This window comes from uncultured Tepidimonas sp. (genome assembly GCF_938045175.1).
GTDB lineage: Bacteria > Pseudomonadota > Gammaproteobacteria > Burkholderiales > Burkholderiaceae_C > Tepidimonas.
Genome location: NZ_CALIND010000096.1, coordinates 1 through 19,474, shown reverse-complemented (window position 1 = coordinate 19,474; position 19,474 = coordinate 1). Strand labels below are relative to the sequence as shown.

The 19,474-nt window shown below is 67.9% G+C and carries 24 protein-coding genes and 1 tRNA gene; 13 read left to right on the top strand and 12 right to left on the bottom strand.

The window, feature by feature from the left end; translation table 11 throughout:
• The 6 genes from Q0716_RS05090 to pth all read left to right on the top strand — a co-directional run.
• The coding region (locus Q0716_RS05090) for a lipoprotein insertase outer membrane protein LolB (RefSeq protein ID WP_299020392.1) at positions 1–539 on the top strand (539 nt) is incomplete at its 5' end.
• An 8-nt stretch (positions 540–547) separates the two neighbouring features.
• Positions 548–1,438, top strand: a complete 891-nt coding sequence (gene ispE, locus Q0716_RS05085) for a 4-(cytidine 5'-diphospho)-2-C-methyl-D-erythritol kinase (RefSeq protein WP_299020389.1) — start codon at positions 548–550, stop codon at positions 1,436–1,438.
• A gap of 63 nt (positions 1,439–1,501) precedes the next feature.
• A tRNA-Gln gene (locus Q0716_RS05080) sits at positions 1,502–1,578 on the top strand.
• A 38-nt stretch (positions 1,579–1,616) separates the two neighbouring features.
• Complete coding sequence (locus Q0716_RS05075) at positions 1,617–2,591, top strand: ribose-phosphate pyrophosphokinase (RefSeq protein ID WP_299020387.1); 975 nt, start codon at positions 1,617–1,619, stop codon at positions 2,589–2,591.
• Positions 2,592–2,717: 126 nt separating this feature from the next.
• Positions 2,718–3,344, top strand: a complete 627-nt coding sequence (locus tag Q0716_RS05070; protein ID WP_299020384.1) for a 50S ribosomal protein L25/general stress protein Ctc — start codon at positions 2,718–2,720, stop codon at positions 3,342–3,344.
• 120 nt (positions 3,345–3,464) lie between these two features.
• Complete coding sequence (gene pth, locus Q0716_RS05065; RefSeq protein ID WP_299020381.1) at positions 3,465–4,124, top strand: aminoacyl-tRNA hydrolase; 660 nt, start codon at positions 3,465–3,467, stop codon at positions 4,122–4,124.
• 19 nt (positions 4,125–4,143) lie between these two features.
• On the opposite strand, the gene Q0716_RS05060 is transcribed toward pth, so the two are convergent.
• From Q0716_RS05060 to Q0716_RS05040, 5 genes are read right to left on the bottom strand one after another with little or no spacing between them, the layout of a single operon-like run.
• The gene (locus Q0716_RS05060; protein ID WP_299020378.1) at positions 4,144–4,425 is read right to left on the bottom strand and encodes a YfhL family 4Fe-4S dicluster ferredoxin; all 282 of its coding nucleotides are present in this window, start codon (positions 4,423–4,425) and stop codon (positions 4,144–4,146) included.
• A gap of 34 nt (positions 4,426–4,459) precedes the next feature.
• Positions 4,460–4,969: a pantetheine-phosphate adenylyltransferase gene (gene coaD / locus Q0716_RS05055; RefSeq protein ID WP_299020375.1), complete on the bottom strand. Its 510-nt coding sequence runs from the start codon at positions 4,967–4,969 to the stop codon at positions 4,460–4,462.
• On the bottom strand, positions 4,966–5,577 hold the full coding sequence (gene rsmD / locus Q0716_RS05050) for a 16S rRNA (guanine(966)-N(2))-methyltransferase RsmD (RefSeq protein ID WP_299020373.1): 612 nt from the start codon (positions 5,575–5,577) through the stop codon (positions 4,966–4,968). The genes coaD and rsmD overlap by 4 nt, the downstream gene beginning before the upstream one ends.
• Entirely contained in the window at positions 5,574–6,914 is a 1,341-nt protein-coding gene (locus Q0716_RS05045) for a pitrilysin family protein (protein ID WP_299020371.1), read from the bottom strand. The genes rsmD and Q0716_RS05045 overlap by 4 nt, the downstream gene beginning before the upstream one ends.
• Entirely contained in the window at positions 6,911–8,368 is a 1,458-nt protein-coding gene (locus Q0716_RS05040) for a pitrilysin family protein (RefSeq protein ID WP_299020368.1), read from the bottom strand. The genes Q0716_RS05045 and Q0716_RS05040 overlap by 4 nt, the downstream gene beginning before the upstream one ends.
• A gap of 32 nt (positions 8,369–8,400) precedes the next feature.
• On the opposite strand from Q0716_RS05040, the gene ftsY reads away from it, so the two are divergent.
• From ftsY to Q0716_RS05020, 4 genes are all read left to right on the top strand, one after another.
• Positions 8,401–9,495, top strand: coding sequence for a signal recognition particle-docking protein FtsY (ftsY, locus tag Q0716_RS05035; protein ID WP_299020365.1), 1,095 nt, complete (start codon positions 8,401–8,403; stop codon positions 9,493–9,495).
• A gap of 181 nt (positions 9,496–9,676) precedes the next feature.
• A complete protein-coding gene (locus Q0716_RS05030) occupies positions 9,677–9,976 on the top strand; it encodes a c-type cytochrome (protein ID WP_299020362.1) in 300 nt (99 codons plus the stop codon).
• 21 nt (positions 9,977–9,997) lie between these two features.
• Positions 9,998–11,284 (top strand): NAD(P)/FAD-dependent oxidoreductase, encoded by a 1,287-nt coding sequence (locus Q0716_RS05025; RefSeq protein ID WP_299020395.1) that lies wholly within the window; start codon positions 9,998–10,000, stop codon positions 11,282–11,284.
• A gap of 146 nt (positions 11,285–11,430) precedes the next feature.
• Positions 11,431–12,012 (top strand): c-type cytochrome, encoded by a 582-nt coding sequence (locus Q0716_RS05020; protein ID WP_299020359.1) that lies wholly within the window; start codon positions 11,431–11,433, stop codon positions 12,010–12,012.
• A 37-nt stretch (positions 12,013–12,049) separates the two neighbouring features.
• Here the strand turns inward: Q0716_RS05020 and Q0716_RS05015 are convergent, their stop codons facing one another.
• From Q0716_RS05015 to rpsP, 5 genes are all read right to left on the bottom strand, one after another.
• A complete protein-coding gene (locus tag Q0716_RS05015; protein WP_299020357.1) occupies positions 12,050–13,387 on the bottom strand; it encodes a DUF3422 domain-containing protein in 1,338 nt (445 codons plus the stop codon).
• Positions 13,388–13,545: 158 nt separating this feature from the next.
• On the bottom strand, positions 13,546–13,902 hold the full coding sequence (rplS, locus tag Q0716_RS05010; RefSeq protein ID WP_299020354.1) for a 50S ribosomal protein L19: 357 nt from the start codon (positions 13,900–13,902) through the stop codon (positions 13,546–13,548).
• A gap of 108 nt (positions 13,903–14,010) precedes the next feature.
• Positions 14,011–14,820: a tRNA (guanosine(37)-N1)-methyltransferase TrmD gene (gene trmD, locus Q0716_RS05005; RefSeq protein WP_299020351.1), complete on the bottom strand. Its 810-nt coding sequence runs from the start codon at positions 14,818–14,820 to the stop codon at positions 14,011–14,013.
• Between the two features lie 26 nt (positions 14,821–14,846).
• Positions 14,847–15,440 carry a ribosome maturation factor RimM gene (gene rimM, locus Q0716_RS05000; RefSeq protein WP_299020348.1) on the bottom strand — a complete coding sequence of 198 codons (594 nt, stop codon included), beginning with the start codon at positions 15,438–15,440 and terminating at the stop codon, positions 14,847–14,849.
• Between the two features lie 14 nt (positions 15,441–15,454).
• On the bottom strand, positions 15,455–15,724 hold the full coding sequence (gene rpsP, locus Q0716_RS04995; RefSeq protein WP_299020346.1) for a 30S ribosomal protein S16: 270 nt from the start codon (positions 15,722–15,724) through the stop codon (positions 15,455–15,457).
• A gap of 115 nt (positions 15,725–15,839) precedes the next feature.
• Here rpsP and Q0716_RS04990 point away from each other — a divergent pair, with 115 nt between their 5' ends.
• Together Q0716_RS04990 and Q0716_RS04985 are read left to right on the top strand one after the other, a co-directional pair.
• On the top strand, positions 15,840–16,373 hold the full coding sequence (locus Q0716_RS04990; RefSeq protein WP_299020344.1) for a GNAT family N-acetyltransferase: 534 nt from the start codon (positions 15,840–15,842) through the stop codon (positions 16,371–16,373).
• A 4-nt stretch (positions 16,374–16,377) separates the two neighbouring features.
• Positions 16,378–16,833 (top strand): hypothetical protein, encoded by a 456-nt coding sequence (locus tag Q0716_RS04985; protein ID WP_299020342.1) that lies wholly within the window; start codon positions 16,378–16,380, stop codon positions 16,831–16,833.
• Here the strand turns inward: Q0716_RS04985 and Q0716_RS04980 are convergent.
• A complete protein-coding gene (locus Q0716_RS04980; protein ID WP_299020340.1) occupies positions 16,823–17,779 on the bottom strand; it encodes an AEC family transporter in 957 nt (318 codons plus the stop codon). The two genes, Q0716_RS04985 and Q0716_RS04980, sit on opposite strands and share 11 nt — an antisense overlap.
• A gap of 59 nt (positions 17,780–17,838) precedes the next feature.
• Entirely contained in the window at positions 17,839–18,384 is a 546-nt protein-coding gene (gene msrA / locus Q0716_RS04975) for a peptide-methionine (S)-S-oxide reductase MsrA (RefSeq protein ID WP_299020337.1), read from the bottom strand.
• Positions 18,385–18,440: 56 nt separating this feature from the next.
• Between msrA and Q0716_RS04970 the strand changes: the two genes are divergently transcribed.
• A partial coding sequence (locus Q0716_RS04970; protein ID WP_299020334.1) for a potassium/proton antiporter occupies positions 18,441–19,474 on the top strand: 1,034 nt, incomplete at its 3' end.

Genomic DNA, 19,474 nt, shown 5'->3' with positions numbered 1-19,474 from the left:
CAGCGCCTCGGCGCCCAACCGTGAGTCCGCCTCTGCTGGCCCGCCGCGCGCGCTGGCGCGGGGTGGTGGCGGCGGTCGCCGTCGCCCTCTTGGCAGGCTGCGCCACGCCGCCACCGCCAGCGCCGTCTGAACCATCGGCCGCATCCCACTGGAGTGGACGGCTGGCGCTGTCCCTGGCCACCGATCCGCCGCAACACTGGTCGGCCGGCTTCGAGCTCAGCGGCACGCCCGCGCAGGGCGAGCTGCGCCTGTCCACGCCGCTGGGTCAGACCCTGGCCACGATCCGTTGGGACGGCAGCGGTGCCTGGGTCGAGCGACGCGACACAGACCCACGCCCTTATGACGGGCTGGATGCGCTCACCGCCGACTTGATCGGCACACCGGTGCCTGTCACCGCGCTGTTTGCCTGGTTGCGCGGCGTCCCCCACGAGGCCCCGGGCTGGCAGGTCGATCTGTCGCAGCAGCCCACAGGACGGCTGCGCCTGCGGCGCAGCGATCCGCCCCCAGCGGCCGACCTGCGGCTGATCTGGCAACCCTGATCCCCTCCATGCAACGACTGCTCGACGTCCCCGCTCCTGCCAAGCTCAACCTGTTTCTGCACGTGACCGGCCGGCGCGCCGATGGATATCACGAACTGCAGTCGGTGTTTCGCCTGATCGACTGGGCCGACACACTGCACTTCGAGCTGCGCCGCGACGGTCAGCTCTCGCGCGAGGATCTGCACACCACCGACGGGCCCGCGCTGCCCGAGGATGATCTGTGCCTGCGCGCGGCGCGCGCGCTGCGCGCCGCCAGCGGCTGCCCGCTGGGAGCGCACATCGTGCTGGAAAAGCGCATCCCACAACAAGCCGGGCTGGGGGGCGGCTCCAGTGACGCCGCCAGCACGCTGATCGCGCTCGATCGCCTCTGGGGCCTGAACTGGCCACGCCGCGCGTTGATCGAGCTGGGCGCGCGACTGGGCGCCGACGTGCCGTTCTTCCTGGGCGGCCGCAACGCCTGGGTCGAGGGTATCGGTGAGCGCCTGACCCCACTCGAGCTGCCGCCTGCGCGCTACGCCGTGGTCAAGCCGCGCGCCGGCACCCGCACCGCCGCCATTTACCAGGCCCCCGATCTCGAACGCGACACGCCCCGCGCTATAATGCAGGACTTCGTTGACGCCTGCATAGCGGCCCCGGGCCGCCTGTGGGGCGCCAACGTGATGCAACCCGTGGCGGTTCGCCTGTGTCCCGACGTCGGCGCCGCACTCCAGCGACTCGGCCGGCTGGGTTTGTCAGCCCGCATGACCGGTTCGGGGAGCGCGGTTTTTGCCGTGCTCACCAGCGATGCGGACGCCCAGGCCGTCGAGCAGGCCGACTGGCCGGACGGTTGGCAGGTGCAGATCTGCAACGGGTTGTCAGAACATCCGCTGGTCGGGTGGCAAAAAGACGCTATAATATGAGTCTTGTTGCTGCTGACACAGCAACGCTGCATGGGGCGCGCCGCGTCAGCGGTGAGCCTGTGTAGGGGAGTCGCCAAGTTGGTTAAGGCATCGGATTTTGATTCCGACATGCGAGGGTTCGAATCCTTCCTCCCCTGCCAAATCCTTTCCCAGTGCCGGTTACACCATGGAACGCTCGATGTCAGCGCACGCCCCCGATTTCATGCTTTTCACCGGCAATGCCAACCCGGCACTGGCCGCCGAGATCGCCCAATACCTGGGCACCACCTTGGGCAATGCCCACGTGGGCCGCTTCTCGGATGGTGAGGTAACCGTTCAAATCGGCCAAAACGTCCGCGCACGCGACATTTTCATCATCCAGCCCACCTGCCCGCCGACCAACGAGAACCTCATGGAGCTCGTCATCATGGTCGACGCGCTCAAGCGGGCATCGGCCGCTCGTATCTCGGCCGTCATCCCCTACTTCGGCTACGCGCGCCAGGACCGCCGCCCGCGCTCGAGCCGCGTGCCCATCAGCGCCAAGGTAGTGGCCAACATGCTGCAGGTGGTCGGCGTGGAGCGCGTGCTGACGATGGACCTGCACGCCGACCAGATCCAGGGTTTTTTCGACATCCCGGTCGACAACATCTACGCTTCGCCTGTGCTGCTGGGCGACCTGCGGCAAAAGAACTACCCCAACCTGCTGGTCGTCTCGCCCGACGTCGGCGGCGTGGTGCGCGCGCGGGCGCTGGCCAAGCAGCTCGACTGCGACATGGCCATTATCGACAAGCGGCGTCCCAAACCGAACGTGTCGGAGGTCATGCACGTCATCGGTGACATCGAGGGCCGCCACTGCGTCATCATGGACGATATGGTCGACACCGCGGGCACCCTGGTCAAGGCAGCCGAGGTGCTCAAGGAGCGCGGCGCGGCCAAGGTGTTTGCCTACGTCACCCACCCGATTTTGTCCGGCCCGGCGGTCGAGCGCGTGGCGCGTGGCGATGCGCTCGACGAGCTGGTCGTGACCAACTCCATCCCGCTCAGCGATGCGGCGCGCGCCTGCGGCAAGATCCGCGCGCTCACCGTCGCACCACTGATGGCCGAGACCATCGCCCGCATCGCCAGCGGTGACTCGGTCATGGAGTTTCTGGCGGAGATGGAAAACCAGGCCTGACGCCGCGAGGCGTCACCCCGGATGCGGCGCTGACGCGGCATCCGGTCACCCGCCGCCTACGGGGCGGTTTTTTGCAACCGGGGTGCACTGGTCGCGGTCACCCCACGCATGTTTGGAGTCATCGAGATGAAATTCGTCGCTTTCGAGCGCCAACAGCAGGGCACGGGTGCGAGCCGCCGCCTGCGCAACGCCGGCAAGACCCCCGGCATCGTCTATGGTGGTGGCGCCGAGCCACAGGCCATCGAGCTGGACCACAACGCGCTGTGGCAAGCCATCCAGAAGGAAGCCTTCCACACCTCCATCCTCGAGATGGAGCTGGGCGGGCAAACCACCAAGGTCGTGCTGCGCGACGTGCAGTACCACCCCTACAAGCCCCAAGTGCTGCACGTGGACTTCCAGCGCGTGGACGACAATACCCGCCTGCGCAAGAAGGTGCCGCTGCACTTCGTCAACGCCGAGCAGTCGCCCGCGGTCAAGGCCGACAAGTGCCTGATCAACCACGTGCTGACCGAAATCGAAATCGAGTGCCTGGCCACCCAACTGCCCGACTTCATCGAAGTCGACCTGAGCCAGCTGCACAAGGGCCAAAGCCTGCACGCCAGCGACCTCAAGCTGGCCCCGGGCGTCAAGATCGTCACCCACGGCAAGCCCAATCCCACCATTGCCACGGTGGTGGAGCCGGTGGAAGAAGTGGTGACCGCGCCGCAAGCCGCGGCGGCCGACGACAAGAAGGGCAAAAAAGGCAAGAAGTGATGCCCGCGGGCGGCGCGCTCGAGCGCCCCTTGGCCCCACGAACCCGGCACAATGGAGGCCCGCCGCGTGCGGGCCTTTTCACGTCTGGGGTGCCGATGCGCCCCACCCTGCCAAGCACCCATGATCAAGCTGCTGGTCGGCCTGGGCAACCCAGGCCCGGAATACGAAGACACCCGCCACAACGCGGGGTGGTGGTGGATCGACCGCGTCGCGCAGGACCTGCGCGTCACGCTGCACCCCGAGCGCGCGTATTTCGGTCTGGTGGGACGCACCCAATTCGAGGGCCAGCCGCTGTGGCTGCTCAAGCCGACCACGTACATGAACCGATCGGGCCAGGCGGTGGCGGCACTGGCGCGGTTTTTCAAGGTGGCGCCAGAACATATCCTCGTCGCACACGACGAGCTGGACCTACCGCCGGGCGACGCCCGGCTCAAGCGCGGCGGCGGCCATGCGGGACACAACGGCCTGCGCGACATCCACGCGCAGCTCGGCAGCGCCGACTACTGGAGGCTGCGGCTGGGCATCGGTCATCCAGGTGTCAAGGCCGAAGTGGTGCACTGGGTGCTGCGCAAACCGCCGCTGGAGCAGCGGCAGGCGATCGACGCCGCCATCGAGCGCGCGGCGCGCGCCCTGCCTTCGTTGCTGGCCGGCGACGTCGCCAAGGCCACCAGCGCCATCCACACCAGCCAGCCCCCGCGCGCCAAGCCACCGCGTCCTTCTGCCGCCGATCAGCGCCCGCCGTCCGGCGATGCGGGCGAGCACGGCGCGGCACCGCGCTGAATCGGCACGCGCCCGGCCCTCAACCCGCGACGCCCGTGGCCTTGGCCGCCTCTTTGGCCGCCTGCAAGCGGCGGTACTTCTGCCACAGCGTCTCGCGGTCTTCCACGAAATCGGGGTGGATAGGGATGCAGCTCACCGGGCACACCTGTACGCACTGCGGCTCATCGAAATGCCCCACGCACTCGGTGCAGCGGCCGGGATCGATGACGTAGTGTTCCTCGCCCATCGAGATGGCCTGGTTGGGGCACTCGGGCTCGCACACGTCGCAGTTGATGCATTCGTCGGTGATGGTCAGGGCCATGCCACGCTCCTGTCGCCAAATGGCCGACCGTTGGTCAAGATGCCTGGGCTGCGGTGGCCTGCCGCAAGCGCTGCGCGACGATGGGGTTGACCATGCCCGACACCTCTCCACCCAGTTTGGCGATTTCTCTCACGAGAGTACTGGAAATACACTGCACCGGCGGTTGCGGCAGCAAAAACACGGTTTGCACCGTGGGCAAGAGCTTGGCGTTCATGGCCGCCATCTGCGCCTCGTAGTCGAAGTCGGTCAGATTGCGGATGCCGCGCACCACGGCCAGCGCGCCGTGCGCACGGCAAAAGTCCATGATCAGCCCGTCGAACGGCAACACCTGCACGCCGGGGCAGTCGGCGAGGGCCTGCGCTGCCATGGCCAGCCGGTCTTCCAGGGTAAACAAGGTCCGCTTGTGGTGGGCAACCGCCACCGCCACGATCAAGCGGTCGAACAACCCCGCCGCGCGGCGGATGACATCCTCGTGGCCCAAGGTGATGGGGTCGAACGTGCCGCTATAGACGGCAGTGCGCACTGCAGGGATCGCCACTGTCATGGGACGGGATTATCCATCGGTTGCAACAAGTGGGCGTGCACCGCACCCGCGCGCAAGTGGCGGTGCAGCCGCCAGCCGAGCGCCGTCAACTCCGGCTCGCCCCAGGCGCGCGGCGCTTCCAGATACGCCCATCCACCGGGTCGCAGCAGGCGCTGCGCGGCCTGCAGCGCTGCCCTCGTCAGGCGCTCACCCCCGCTGTGTGCGTCGTCGAACGGGGGGTCGAGAAACACCACGTCCCATGCCGCCGCGGGCAACCCGGCCAGGACGGCCAAGGCATCGCCACCCACGACGCGCACCGTCTCCGCCCCCAGCCGCTGCACGTTGGCGCGCAAGGCGGCCTGCAGGGCCGGCGAGCGCTCGATCAGCACCACCTCGGCAGCGGCGCGTGAAGCGGCCTCCAGCCCCAGCGCGCCGCTGCCGGCAAAGGCATCGATGCAGCGGCAACCGCTCAAGTCCTGCCCCAGCCAATTGAACAGGGTTTCGCGCACGCGGTCCGGGGTCGGGCGCAGCCCAGGCACGTCGCCCACGGGCAGGCGCGAGCGGCGCCAGCGCCCACCAATGATGCGCACCTCGCCCGTGGGCGACGTGCGGCGCGCGCGCCCCGTCACGGCTGCCCTCCCACGACCACGGTCACCATCCGATCCGGGTCGATGACACGGCGCCACGCGCGCATCAGGGTCTCACGGTCGACCGCGGCCACGCGCGCGGTCCAGGTCTCGAGCTCGTCCAACGGCAGGTCCGACCACGCGATCGCGGCCACCTGCTCGAGCACCTTGCGGTTGCTGTCCAAGCGCAGCGCAAAGCCGTTGATGAGCGCCTCCTTGGCCGCGGCCAGCTCGTGGTCGGTCGGCCCCTCGCGCGTGAAGCGCCGCAGCGACTCGTGCACCAACTGCACCGCGATCGCGGCCTGCTCGGACCGGGTCTGCAGCGCCACGGTAAACGCACCGGCGTGCCGCCCGGCCAGAAAGTAGCTGTATACGCCATAAGTCAGCCCGCGCTGCTCGCGGATCTCGCGCATCAGGCGCGAGGTAAAGCCCCCGCCGCCCAGGATGTGGTTGGCCAGCTGCAGCGCTAGAAAATCCGGATCGTTGCGCGCGATACCGGGCGCCCCCACCCAGACCTGCGCCTGTGCCGCGCCCGGGAAGGGCACGGACAGCGTCTGCGCTTGCGCAAGCGGCGCCACTTCCGGCACGGCGGGCAGCGGCGTGCAGCCGTGCGGCGCCAGTCCGCGCAGCAAGCGCTCGCCAATCGCGTCGGCTTGCGCGCGTGTCACCGCCCCCACGACCGTGACGCGCGCGTCGCAGGGGCGGACATGGCGCCGGTAAAAGGCCTGGAGCGCCGCACGGTCGATGGCAGCCCAGGTCTCGGGCGTGGCTTCCCAGCCATACGGGTGTCCCCGATAGACCGCCCGATGGAAGTGCTGACGCGCCACGGTGTCGGGTTGCGTCTGCGCCTCGCGCCACGCCCCGATCAGCCGCTCGCGCTCGCGCGCCCACACGGCGGCGTCGAACGACGGTGCCGCCAACTGCCGCGCCGCCAGCGCCACGGCGCCCTCCAGCAGATCGGGGCGCGTGAGCGTGCGCAGCGACACGCTGAAACGATCGAGGGTCGCCGTCGCGCTCCACTGCGCCCCCAGGTCGGCCCAGGCATCGGACAACGCATTTTCGTCGAGCGCCGGCTGGCCGTCGTGGGCCAGCACCCCGCGGCCCAGCATCAGCGCCGTCGCGGCCGCCAGCCCCGCCTGCCCCGCGGGATCGCGTCGGCTGCCGCCGTCGAACTCCACGCGCACATCGACCATCGGCAACGCGTCGATGCGCACCCAGTACAGGCGCGCGCCATCGGGCCGCACCCAGTGCTCGATGGGCAGCGCCGCCTGTGCCGCAGCCGCCACCAGCCACAGGCAGGCCGCGAGCCACCAACCCCACCTCCGATGCCGCGCGCTCATGACCCAGCCTCCGGCCGCAGCACGCCGACGGTGAGCCGCTCGTCCTGGAAGTAGCGCTGCGCCACCCGGCGCACGTCCTCGGTGCCGACGCGCTGCAAGCGCGCCAACAGTCGCTGGTTGGCATCCACCGGCCAGCCCAACACCCAATGCATGCCCAGCGCGCGGGCTTGCGCGAACATCGAATCGAGCGCGTAGATCTCGCTGGCCATCCACTGCGTCTTGACACGCTCCAGCTCGGCTTCGCTCACCCCGTCGCGCGCGACGCGCGCGATCTCGGCCTTCAACGCGGCTTCCACGGCCTCGACTGGCACCCCCTGCCGCGGCGTGGCGCTCAGCACGAACGACTCCGGCCCACGCGCGGCCACGCCATACGATGCGCTCACCGCATCGGCCAGACGCGGGCCACCCTGCCCCTGCACCAGCACGCGCTCCAGCCGCGCGCCCGGATGGCCGTCGAGCACGCCGGCCAGCAACACCAGCGCCAGCGCATCGTTTGCCTCCTCATCGGTCGCATCGGGGTGCGCCAGCCGCGGCACGCGCCAGCCCATCACCAGCGCGGGCTGCGGCGTGCGCGCCTGCCATTCGAAGCGGCGCACGCCGCGCTGCGGCGGCTCGGCGTCGGGCGTGCGTGCCGGCACGGCGCGGGCGGGCCACGTGCCAAACGTCGCCTGCGCCCAGGCAAGCACCTGCGCCACGTCCACGTCGCCCACCACCACCAACGCCGCGTTGCCCGGCACGTACCAGCGCCGGTAGAAGTCACGCACGGTCTCGGGCTGCAACGCCTGCAAGTTGCCCATCCAGCCGATCACCGGCCGCCGGTAGGGGTGCGCCACCCAGGCCATGGCGTTGAACTGCTCGTAGAGCTGCGCGCGCGGCTCGTCCTCGATACGCTGGCGGCGTTCTTCCTGCACCACGGCCAGCTCACGCTGGAACGCCTCGTCGGTCCAGGTGTTGTTCATCATCCGGTCGGCCTCCAGCCGCATCGCCTCCGGCAACCGGGGCGCTGGCAGCTGCACGTGATAGGCCGTCATGTCGCGCGAGGTAAAGGCGTTGTCGCGCCCGCCCAGCGCGGCGATGCGGCGTGAATACTCGCCCTCCGGTACCGTCGGCGTGCCCTTGAACAGCATGTGCTCCAGCACGTGCGCCACGCCGGACTCGTGGTCCTGCTCATCCATCGACCCCACGCGCAGCCACAGCATCTGGACCGCCGTGGGCGCGCGGCGGTCGGGCTGGACAATGACGGTCAGGCCATTGGCCAGGGTCAACACCTGCGCCTGTGGCGCCAAGGACGGCGCGTTGGCAGCCTCCTCGGTCGCCATGGCCGTGATCGGCAGCACCGCGCCACCGACCAGCCACAGCAGCGCCGCGCCCAAGCGCGCGAATCGGCGGCGAATCTCGTCGCCGTCACCGATGCTGAACCTGTACCAGGCCGCAATCATGAGATGGGGTTTCATAGAATGTCGATCATTCTAGACAGCAAGCTCTTATGTTCCGATTTCTCAAAGAAAAGTTCTTCGGCACGCGCGAGCCCACCGGGGAGCCGCTTGTCGACCCCGCGCCCACCGCCGCGCCGGGGGCGGCACCAGCGCCCGCGCCCGAACCCACGACGGCGGTGGCCGCGGCCAGTGCCCCCCCAACGGACAGCACAGACAGCGCCGCCACCCGCCAGGGTTGGCTCGGGCGGCTCGCTGCCGGTCTGCGCAAAACCGGCAGCAGCCTCACCGCGGTCTTCGTCGGGGCTCGCATCGACGACGCACTGTATGAGGAGCTCGAAGCGGCCCTGCTCATGGCCGACGCCGGCACCCAGGCCACGGCCCACCTGCTCGACGAGCTGAAGCGACGCGTCAAGGCGCAGCGGGCCACCGACGCCCAAGAGGTGCGCGCGCTGCTGGTGGACGTGATCGCCGATTGGCTCGCGCCCCTGCAAAAACCGCTGGCCGTCGGCGCCCAGCCCGAAGGGCCCACCGTGTGGATGGTGGCAGGCGTCAACGGTGCGGGCAAGACGACGACGATCGGCAAGCTCACCTGGCACCTGGCGCAGCACGGCGCCACGGTGCTGTTGGCCGCCGCCGACACCTTTCGCGCCGCTGCGCGCGATCAGCTCGACGTCTGGGCCCGGCGCAACGGCGTCGATATCGTCAGCCAGGAGGGCGGCGATCCGGCCGCGGTGGCATTCGATGCCGTCTCGGCCGGGCGCGCGCGCGGCAAGGATGTGGTCATCGTCGACACCGCGGGCCGCCTGCCGACGCAGTTGCATCTGATGGAGGAGCTGCGCAAGATCAAGCGTGTGGTGGCCAAGGCGGAACCCGGCGCGCCGCACGAAGTGTTGCTCGTCATCGACGGCAATACTGGCCAAAATGCGCTGGCCCAGGTCAAAGCGTTCGACGCCGCCTTGCAGCTCACGGGGCTGATCGTCACCAAGCTCGACGGTACCGCGAAGGGCGGCGTGCTGGCCGCCATCGCCATGTGGGCGCGCGAACAAGGGCGCGAGCTGCCCGTGTACTTCATCGGCATTGGCGAGAAGCTCGAAGACCTGCAACCTTTCGACGCGCGCGAGTTTGCGCAAGCGCTGCTGGGCTGAACACCCGCGCCGCCCTTGCGGGGTTGGGGTTGTCCCGATAGACGCGCCGCCCCGTCGCGGTAAGCTTGGCGAAGGCTAGCCCACTAGCATTTACCCGAATTGCTTATATCAGCACGTCGTGATACATATTCGTCCCGATTCGGCACGGTTGCCGCAACACCCCCAGAGGAGCCCCATGACAATGAACGCACTTCGAACCATCTTGGTAGCCAGCGCGCTCGGCGCTGCCACCCTGGCGCATGCCCAGGTCGACCAGGTCAAGGTGTGGGCAGCCGCCTGCGCCAACTGCCACGGCACCGACGGCCGCGCTGAGCCGGGTATGGAAGCCCTGGCTGGCAAAAACGCCGATGACATGACCAAGACGCTGCTCGACTTCAAGGCTGGCCGCAAGCCCGCCACCATCATGCACCAGATCAGCAAGGGCTACACCGACGACGAGCTGCGCGCCATCGCCGCGTACTTCGCCGCGCAGAAAAAATAACACCTGAGGAGTCACACCATGATGCAACGTCGCCAATTCGTCTCTACCGTCGCGGCCGGCTCGGCGCTGGGCTCCTTGGGTTTGATCTCGGGTTGCGCCACGCCCATGGCGGGCGGCTCTGGGCCCCACGTCGTCGTCATCGGCGGCGGCTATGGTGGCGCCACGGCCGCCAAGTACACGCGCCTGTTCTCCGAAGGCAAAGTGCGCGTGACGCTGATCGAGCCCAACGCGCAATTCATCTCTTGCCCCATCTCCAACCTGGTGATCGGCGGCATCAAGCAGATGGCCGACATCACCGTTCCCTATGAGAACTTGGAAAAGCGCCACGGCGTCAAGATCGTACGCGACCGCGCCACCGCAATCGACCCGGCCAAGCGCGTGGTCAAGCTCGCTGGCGGCAGCGAGATCAGCTATGACCGCCTGATCGTCTCGCCCGGCATCGACTTCATGTGGGAAACCTTGCCCGGCATGAACAAGCCGGGCGCGCAAGACAAAGTGCTGCACGCCTGGAAGGCCGGCCCGCAGACCGTGGCGCTGCGCCAGCAGCTCGAGGCGATGCCCGACGGCGGCGTGTATGCGCTGTCCATCCCACTGGCCCCGTACCGCTGCCCGCCCGGGCCCTACGAGCGCGCCTGTATGGTCGCGCACTACTTCAAGAAGGCCAAGCCCAAGAGCAAAGTCATCATCTTCGACGCCAACGACGACGTCACTTCCAAGCCCGCGCTGTTCAAGAAAGCCTGGGACGAGCACTACAAGGGCATCATCGAATACCGCCCCAAACACCGCGTGGTGGACGTGGACGTGGCCACCAACACTCTCAAGTTCGAGTTCAACGACGACTTCAAAGGCGCGGTGCTCAACGTCGTGCCCAACATGCGGGCGGGCGACATCGCGGTGCAAACCGGCCTGGCCACCGCCAACAAGCGTTGGTGTGAAGTCGACTTCCTGACCTTCGAGTCGGTCGCGGTCAAAAACATTCACGTGCTGGGTGACGCGATCCAGATCGCACCCGCCATGCCCAAGTCCGGTCACATGGCCAACCAGCACGGCAAGACCTGCGCCGCTGCGGTCGTCAGTCTGCTCATGGGCAAAGAGCCGCCCAAGATGCCGCTGTACGCCAACACCTGCTACAGCTTCGTCACCGACGAGGACGTGGTGCACGTGGCCAGCGTGCACCGCTACGATGCCGAGAAAAAGACGATGCTGACGGTGCCGGGCTCGGGCGGCGTCTCGGCGCGTGCCAGCGAGCTCGAGGGCCGCTACGCCCTGGCGTGGGCGCGCAACATCTGGGCGGACACGCTCGCCTGAGCGTCCGGCGCGGCGCCCGACGCCGACACCTCCTGCAGGAGTCGGCGTCGGTTTTTTCCCCTCCGATATATCGGTTTATCAGCACGGACTATAAGACGGTTATGAGAGTTTCCTGCGCAATCCCCTCCCTTCTGGTTCGATCCCTCGTGACCGTCGGGTTGTTGGCCACGGCGGCCACGTCGGCCCACGCACAGGCCGATGAAGCGCGTGCCCGCAAGATTGCCAACGGCGTGTGTTTCATGTGTCACGGCGAGAATGGGGAGTCGACCAGCGAAATCTTCCCCCGTCTGGCGGGCCAGCACGCGGAATACATCGCCAAACAGCTCAAGGCCTTCAAGACAGGCGAGCGCAAAAGCACGGCGATGGCCGAGATGGTGGCCAAACTCACCGACGACGAGATGCTGGCCCTCGGCCGTTATTACGAAAAACTGCCCGCCGTGCGCGAAAACGTCAAAGACACCGGCTTGGCCGCGGTCGGTGCCTACATCTACCAAAACGGCAACAAATTCAGCGGTGTACCCGCCTGTGTGAGCTGCCATGGGCCCGATGGGCACGGTGCCAACAACCTGCCACGGCTGGCAGGACAATTCTCGGGCTATTTGTTCACGCAGCTCAAACAGTTCAACCAGCGACAACGCACCAACGACAATATCGTGATGCATACCGTCGCGGAGAAGATGTCCGAGCTCGAAATGGCCGCGGTCGCGGAGTACCTAAGCACCAAATGAGCCCGGGGCCAAAGGCCCCCCGCTCTTCGAGGCGAGGTCAATCGATGTGCAGGCGCGCGTGGATGCGTCGCGTCAAGCGCCAAACGGCCCATAGCACCAGCGGCATGGCGGCCCCCGCCGTCAACTCGGGATGTAGGGGGACTCCCGCCGATTTCAGTGCCTTGGCCCCGTAGAGCACCAGACTGATCACGTAGTACGAGATGGCCGCGATCGACAGCCCTTCGACCGTCGATTGCAAGCGCAACTGCAGCGCCTGCCCGCGGGTCAGCTTTTCCAACAAGACCCGGTTCTGTTCCTCGCGCGCGATATCGACCTGGGTGCGCAACAAGGCGCTGGTACGCGCGATGCGCTCCGACAGCGCGACCAGCCGCTGCTCGGTCGAGACCACGGTTGCAATGGCCGGCGCCAGCCGCCGACGCATGAATTCGCTGATCGTCTGTGTACCGGGGATGGCCTGCTCGCGCAGTTCGGCGATGCGCTGGTTGACGATGTGGTCGTAGGCGCGCGTGGCCGAGAAGCGGTAGCCGTGCTCGGCGATTGCGCGCTCGATGCTGGCCGCCAACCCGACGAGCTCGTCCAGCAAGGCTTGATCGGATGTGGTCTTGGCCTCCATATCAGCCGTCAGGCGAGCCAGCCGCGCCTCGGCTTGCGCAAGCGGGCCCGCCAGCATCTTGGCCACCGGCAGCCCCAACAAGGCCATCATGCGGTAGGTCTCCAGCTCGACCAGCCGCGCCGAGATGCGGCCAGCGCGGGTTTCGCTCGTCTCTGGCGGCGCCAACACGAGCATGCGCTCGAAACCGCTACCCCGCAGCCGAAAATCGGTCACGACGATCGAATGCCCCTCGCGTCCGATGAGGGATGCGACCACGGGCTGATTACCAAACCAGCGGCGCGCCTGCGCGAGCAAGCTCGGCGGATCCGCCAAATCGGCTGTGACCATGGCCAACTGGATGGCGCAGATGGTGCGTCCCGGGATGGCCGCCCACCAGTCGGGCGCCACCTTCAGCGATGGCAACAAAGGGGGATCCGTCGCCTCCAGGCCGGCCTCGGGCGGCAAGGGCTGTACGAGTGAGTAACGGGTAAACTCGGTGTGGCGTTCCCATTTCAGGGTAAAGCCCCCCGGGCAACGCAGACGCAGAAAGTGCGCCTGCAGATCGGCCTCGGTCAACCCCTCCTGCCCGGGCAGTCGCCGCAGATGTTGCAGCTCCTGTGCGCGATCCACCCCTTCGTTGAGCACGGCCACATACACCACCAGCGCAGGCAGGCGAATACGCGCGGTCGGCCGCGCGTGCACCTCGTTGTGCAGGGCACGGCGGCGGCTGTCGTCAGGGGGCAAGACGGCGCTGATACCCCCAATGGCATCGTCTGGCGTCATGGATGCAACCATAGCATAACGCCGGACGAATTCCCGATGAAAAAACCCCGCCAAGCCAGCCGGCCCGGCGGGGTTTTCGGCACTCAAGGCGCACAGGCGCCCAGCTTCTGGTGAAAGCTGTCCGCTTACGCGCCCAGCTTTTGGTGAAAGCTGTCCGCTTACGCGCCCAGCTTTTCTTTGATACGGGCCGCCTTGCCGGTGCGGCCGCGCAGATAGTAGAGCTTGGCGCGGCGCACGTCGCCGCGGCGCTTGACCTCGATGCTGGCGATCAACGGGCTGTACAGCGGGAAGGTACGTTCCACGCCTTCACCGTTGGAGATCTTGCGCACGATGAAGCTGGAGTTGAAACCGCGGTTGCGCTTGGCGATGACGACGCCTTCGTAGGCCTGCACGCGCTTTTTGTTGCCTTCGATCACGTTGACGTTGACCACCACGGTATCACCGGGGGCAAAGTCAGGGATGGTCTTGTTCAGGCGAGCGATTTCTTCCTGCTCGAGGATTTGGATCAGGTTCATGGTCTCATCCACGATCGTGTCTGCGCTGCACACTGCACGAACCAGCGCCCTTGCGCCAGCCCGCCCGGGGTTGCTTTTATTATCAAACACCCGAAGCCAGACAGAGGATCAAAGCTCTCTATTGTAACCCAGTTCGTGCAACAGCTGCTCATCCGACGGCCGCAGCCGACCTTGAGCACGCGCCTGCGCGAGCAGGTCGGGACGGCGCTGCGCCGTGATCTGGACCCGTTGGGCCCGACGCCAGGCCTCGATCTGTGCATGGTGGCCCGACAGCAGCACCGACGGCACGCTCATCGCGCCGCCGGGTCCCTCCCATACCTCCGGCCGGGTGTAGTGCGGGCAGTCGAGCAAACCGTCCAGTGCGGGGTTGAAGCTGTCTTGCTCGGCACTGGCCTGATCACCCAGCACGCCCGGCTGCAAGCGCGCCACCGCATCGAGCAGCGCCACCGCAGCGATCTCGCCGCCCGAGAGCACGAAGTCCCCCAGGCTGAGCTGCTCGTCCACGCAAGCATCGATGAAGCGCTGATCTACCCCTTCGTAGCGACCGCACACCAAAATCGCACCCGCGCCGCCGGGTTGCGCGTAGCGACTCACCACGGTGTGCGACAGGCGCTCGCCCGCCGGCGAAAAGAGCACCGTGGGTACGTCCACCGGCGCCCCCGGTACACGGCAGGCGGCCAGGCCCCGGTCGGCGCGCACGGCTTGCCAGCATCGGTGCAGCGGCTCGGCCAGCATGACCATTCCCGGCCCCCCGCCAAAGGGGCGATCATCCACGCGGCGGTATGGCCCCTCGGCAAAGTCGCGCAAGGGCCACAGGCGCACCTGAACCACTCCCGAGGCAAAGGCGCGGCGCGTCACCCCCACCGTCAAGTACGGTTCGATCAGTTCGGGAAACAGCGTGATGACGTCGAAACGCATGGCAGCGACACGCCGGTCGGGACGGGTCAGTAATCAGGCTGCCAGTCGACGGTGATGCGGCGCGCCGCCAAATCGACCGTGTCCACGTAGGCGGCGACAAACGGGATCATGCGCTCGACGGCGGCATCGCCGCTGCCGTCGCGCAAGCACAGCACCGCGTGCGGGCCAGTGGGCAACAGATCCTCGACCACGCCGAGCATCACGCCCTCGCGGTTGACGACCTGCAGGCCAATCAGATCGACCCAGTAGTATTCGTCCGCGCCGGTGGTGGGCGGAAAGTCAGCGCGGGAAATGAAAATACGCGCGCCACGCAGGGCTTGCGCCGCGTCACGGTCGGACAGGCCGTCGAAGCGCACGACCACGCCGTCGCCGTGCCAGCGTGCCTCGGCCACGGTAACGGCAACGGTGCCTTCGAAGGCGTCGAACGGCCGCGCACGCGCGCCCGCCCGGGAGGCCGGGGGCTGTAAAAACCAACGACGCGCGTGCAGCAGCGTGTCGCCACCGCGGCTGATCGCGTGCACGTGCGACCAGCCGTGCAACCCCCACGGCTCCTGGATGTGGCCGATCTCGACCGCATCAGCGGGCAGCTCGGCCACCTGCCAGGGCAGGGCTTCGGCCATGAGGATGGGCCGCCTCAAGCGGCGGCAGCTTCGGCCGGGACGACCTTGGGCGCCTGCTTGAGCAGACGGGCCACCGTGTCGGACGGCTGGGCGCCGACGCCCAGCCAGTAGGTCAGGCGGTCTTGCGCGATGTTGAGCGGCACGTCGTTGCCGCGCGCGATCGGGTTGTAAAAACCAATGCGCTCGATGAAGCGGCCATCGCGACGGCAGCGCTTGTCGGCGACGACGATGTGGTAGAACGGGCGGGCCTTCGAGCCGCCACGGGCGAGTCGGATCACGACCATGGGTTATCCTTGCAAACAGGTTCGACGAGACGGTGGAAAGGCAACGCCTGAGACACGGACGACTGGCCACCTGGCCAGCGAAACGTTGCAAACCGGCCATTATATCCCGCACGCTGTGAAACCCACCCTGATCCGCCCCAGCCGCGATGACGACCTGGACCCCATCGCGCACATCTACGCCTACCACGTCCGGCACGGCACCGGCACGTTCGAGACCGAGCCCCCCAGCGTGGCCGACATGGCGGCGCGCCGCGCCGACGTGCTGGCCAAGGGACTGCCCTGGCTGGTGATCGAGGTCGACGGCGAAGTGGCGGGGTTCGCTTATGGCAACTGGTTCAAACCCCGCGCGGCTTACCGCTATTCGGTGGAGGATTCGATCTACCTGGCGCCACAGGTAGCCGGCCGCGGGCTGGGTCGGGCGCTACTGGCCGAGCTGCTCGCGCAGCTCGAGGCGCGCGGCATCCGCAAGGTCATCGCGGTGATTGGCGACTCGGCCAACGCGGGCTCGATCGGCCTGCACACGGCGCTCGGCTTCGAGCGCGTGGGCGTGGTGCGCTCGTGCGGCTGGAAGTTCGACCGTTGGCTCGACATCGTGTTGATGGAAAAAACCCTGGGGCCTGGCGACCAGACACCGCCAGCACCACAATAACGGCATGCGACACCCCCGCAACAAAACCATCGCCGCGTGGCTGGCCTTCATCGGCGGCGGCCTGGGCTGGCACCGTTTTTACCTGTACGGCTTGAGCGACGTGTGGGGTTGGGTCCACGCCATCCCGACCGCCCTCGGTTTTTGGGGGGTGGACCGGGTGCTGTCCTACGGGCAAGACGACAAGCTGTCGTGGGTGCTGCTGCCATTTTTGGGGTTGGGGCTGGTCGCGGCGTGCTTGTCGGCCATCGTGTATGCCTTGCAGCCGCCCGAACGCTGGAACACACGGCACAACCCAGAACTGCCGGCCGATGCGGGGCCGGGTGCCACGAATTGGCTCACGATCGTGGCGGTGGTGCTGTCGCTCATGCTGGGCGCGACGGCGTTGATGGCCGGGCTGGCATTCAGCTTTCAGCGCTACTTCGAATACCAGATCGAAGAGGGCTTGCGCATCAGCCAGTGAAGCGCGCAAGTAACAGCATCCAGGCGCTCAGCGTCAGCACGCCAGCAGCGGTCGACAGCCCTGTGGCCGCGGTGATTTCGGCCTGCGCCACGCGGTAGCGCTGCGCGAACAAAAAGACGTTCGCCCCCACGGGTACCCCTGCAGCCACGACCAGCACGGCGAGCGGCAAGCCGCGCACGCCCCACAGCCAGGCGCTCGCGCCGACCAACACCGGCAGCACCAGGTTTTTGGCCACCGTCACCGACACCGCGTCGCGCCAGTGCGCGCGCCACGGCGTGTAGGCCAGACTGATGCCCACCAGCACCAGCGCCAGCGGGCCGAACGCCTGCCCCAACAGGTGCAACGGCTTGTCCACCACAGTGGGCAGGGCGATGCCAGTCTGTCCCCACAGCAGCCCGCAAGCGATGGGCAGCGGGATGGGGTGGATGACCGAGCCGCGCACCGCCGACCACGCAGCGCGCCACAAGCGCACGCCGGGCTCGCCCCCGGGGCTGGTGCGCCCCTCGGCCAGCTCCAGCGCCACCGACGCCACCGTCAGCAGGATGAGCGCATGCACCGCGATGAGCGTCAACAGCGTGACCACGCCGGGCTGTCCGTAAGCCAGGGTGATGAGCGCGATGCCGATCATCACCAGATTGGAAAACGTGCCCCCCAGCGCCAGCACGATACCGCGCGCGTGCCAGCCGCGCCACGCCATTTGCAGCAGCAGCCACGGCAGCGCGGCGCTGAAGTAGGCGGCGATGGGCCGCCAGTCCAGCGCCTCCGGCCGCACCTGGCTCATGGTGCGAAACAGCAGCGCCGGAATCAGCAGCAGAAAGACCAGGTTCGACAGATCCTTGACGGCTGTGGCCGCCACCCAGCCACGGCGCCCGGCCAACACCCCCGCACCGATGAGCAGAAACACCGGCGCGAGCGACTGGAAGACGGGATGGTCGGCAACGCTCACGCCCGGCAGTGTAACGGGGCGAAGCGCCATCGCGCTGGCACCTGGGCGACCCCGGGGACTCAGCCCGTGCCGGGCTTGAGGTAGGACGCAAACGCACGCCGCAGCTTGGCCACCTTTGGCGCGGCCACCGCCAGGCAGTAGCCATGATGGGGGTGGCGCGCAAAAAAGTCCTGGTGGTAGTCCTCGGCGGGCCAGTAGTGGCGCAACGGCTCGACCTCGGTCACGATGGGGGCATCGAACACGCCCTCGGCCTGCAGTTCGTCGATGAGTGCGCGCGCCACCGCGGCCTGCTCGGGCGTGGTCCAGTAGATGCCGCTGCGGTATTGCGTGCCCACGTCGGCCCCCTGGCGGTTGGGCGTGGTGGGGTCGTGGATCGCGAAGAAGATGGTCAACAGCTCGCGCACGCCGATCACCGCCGGGTCGTAGACGAGCCGGACGACCTCGGCGCAGCCGGTGCGGCCGCTGCACACGTCCTCATACGTCGGGCGCGCGGCCTGCCCGTTGCTGTAGCCGGACTCGACGTCGAGCACGCCGCGCACGCGGTCGAACACCGCCTCGGTGCACCAAAAGCAGCCGCCCGCCAACACCAGGGTTTCAGTCGTCATGGTCCGAATTGTGCTACGGTCACGACACCATGATGCTGTCTCTGGATTTTCTGGCATTGCCGCTGTTGACCGCGTCGGCGCTGCTGCTGCTGAGCCTGGTGGCAGGCCTGTTCTCGGCGCGACTGGGCTTTTCGTTCCTGCTGGTGTTTTTAGTCGCGGGCATGCTGCTTGGCGAAGATGGCCCTGGCGGCGTGGTGTTCGAGGATTTTCGGCTGGCCTTCTGGGTCGGCAATGTGGCCCTGGCGGTGATCCTGCTCGACGGCGGACTGCGCACACGCTATGCCACTTTCCGCACTGGCCTGCAGCCCTCGCTGATGCTGGCCACGGTGGGGGTCGCGGTGAGTGCGGCGCTCACCGGAGTGGGTGCATGGCTGCTGATGGACCTGAACTGGCGGCTCGCGCTTCTGCTCGGCGCCATCGTCGGCTCCACGGACGCCGCCGCCGTCTTCTCGCTGCTGCAGACGTCGGGGGTGCGGCTCAACGAGCGCGTCGCCTCGACGCTGGAGATCGAATCGGGCCTGAACGATCCGATGGCCGTGTTCCTGACCCTGGCGCTGATCGGACTGGCCATGACGCCCGGGACGCCATCGCTGGCGACGGGGTGGGAGCCGCTGCTGTCGCTGGTGCAGCAGTTCGGCTGGGGGCTGGTGCTCGGCGGCGGACTGGGCTGGGCACTGGCCGACGGCCTGCGTCTGCTCGCCCGGCTGACCCGACCGGCGGGCGGAGTGCGGGCGTTGCTGCTGCTGTCGGCGGGCCTGGCGGTGTTCGCGTTCACGACCTGGATCGGCGGCTCGGGGTTTCTTGCCGTGTACATCTTCGGGCTGGTGGTCGGCAACCGCGCCCGCGGCTCGGTTGCCCCGGCGCTGCAAGCGATGGACGGATACGCCTGGATGGCCCAGGCAGGCATGTTCCTGCTGCTGGGGCTGCTGGTGACCCCCACCGAGGCGCTGCGCACGCTGCTGCCGGCGCTGGGAGTGGCCGCGGTGTTGATGCTGCTGGCCCGCCCCGTGGCGGTCTGGCTGTGCCTGCGGCCGTTTCACTTTCCGCCGCATGAGATCGGGTTCATCGCCTGGGTCGGCCTGCGCGGTGC

Excerpts from the sequence above, each read along its gene's own strand:
- ispE (WP_299020389.1), top strand. The coding sequence starts at position 548 with ATGCAACGACTGCTCGACGTCCCCGCTCCTGCCAAGCTCAACCTGTTT.
- Q0716_RS05075 (WP_299020387.1), top strand. The coding sequence starts at position 1,617 with ATGTCAGCGCACGCCCCCGATTTCATGCTTTTCACCGGCAATGCCAAC.
- Q0716_RS05070 (WP_299020384.1), top strand. The coding sequence starts at position 2,718 with ATGAAATTCGTCGCTTTCGAGCGCCAACAGCAGGGCACGGGTGCGAGC.
- pth (WP_299020381.1), top strand. The coding sequence starts at position 3,465 with ATGATCAAGCTGCTGGTCGGCCTGGGCAACCCAGGCCCGGAATACGAA.
- Q0716_RS05060 (WP_299020378.1), bottom strand. The coding sequence starts at position 4,425 with ATGGCCCTGACCATCACCGACGAATGCATCAACTGCGACGTGTGCGAG.
- coaD (WP_299020375.1), bottom strand. The coding sequence starts at position 4,969 with ATGACAGTGGCGATCCCTGCAGTGCGCACTGCCGTCTATAGCGGCACG.
- Q0716_RS05045 (WP_299020371.1), bottom strand. The coding sequence starts at position 6,914 with ATGAGCGCGCGGCATCGGAGGTGGGGTTGGTGGCTCGCGGCCTGCCTG.
- Q0716_RS05040 (WP_299020368.1), bottom strand. The coding sequence starts at position 8,368 with ATGAAACCCCATCTCATGATTGCGGCCTGGTACAGGTTCAGCATCGGT.
- ftsY (WP_299020365.1), top strand. The coding sequence starts at position 8,401 with ATGTTCCGATTTCTCAAAGAAAAGTTCTTCGGCACGCGCGAGCCCACC.
- Q0716_RS05030 (WP_299020362.1), top strand. The coding sequence starts at position 9,677 with ATGAACGCACTTCGAACCATCTTGGTAGCCAGCGCGCTCGGCGCTGCC.
- Q0716_RS05025 (WP_299020395.1), top strand. The coding sequence starts at position 9,998 with ATGCAACGTCGCCAATTCGTCTCTACCGTCGCGGCCGGCTCGGCGCTG.
- Q0716_RS05015 (WP_299020357.1), bottom strand. The coding sequence starts at position 13,387 with ATGACGCCAGACGATGCCATTGGGGGTATCAGCGCCGTCTTGCCCCCT.
- rplS (WP_299020354.1), bottom strand. The coding sequence starts at position 13,902 with ATGAACCTGATCCAAATCCTCGAGCAGGAAGAAATCGCTCGCCTGAAC.
- trmD (WP_299020351.1), bottom strand. The coding sequence starts at position 14,820 with ATGCGTTTCGACGTCATCACGCTGTTTCCCGAACTGATCGAACCGTAC.
- rimM (WP_299020348.1), bottom strand. The coding sequence starts at position 15,440 with ATGGCCGAAGCCCTGCCCTGGCAGGTGGCCGAGCTGCCCGCTGATGCG.
- rpsP (WP_299020346.1), bottom strand. The coding sequence starts at position 15,724 with ATGGTCGTGATCCGACTCGCCCGTGGCGGCTCGAAGGCCCGCCCGTTC.
- Q0716_RS04985 (WP_299020342.1), top strand. The coding sequence starts at position 16,378 with ATGCGACACCCCCGCAACAAAACCATCGCCGCGTGGCTGGCCTTCATC.
- msrA (WP_299020337.1), bottom strand. The coding sequence starts at position 18,384 with ATGACGACTGAAACCCTGGTGTTGGCGGGCGGCTGCTTTTGGTGCACC.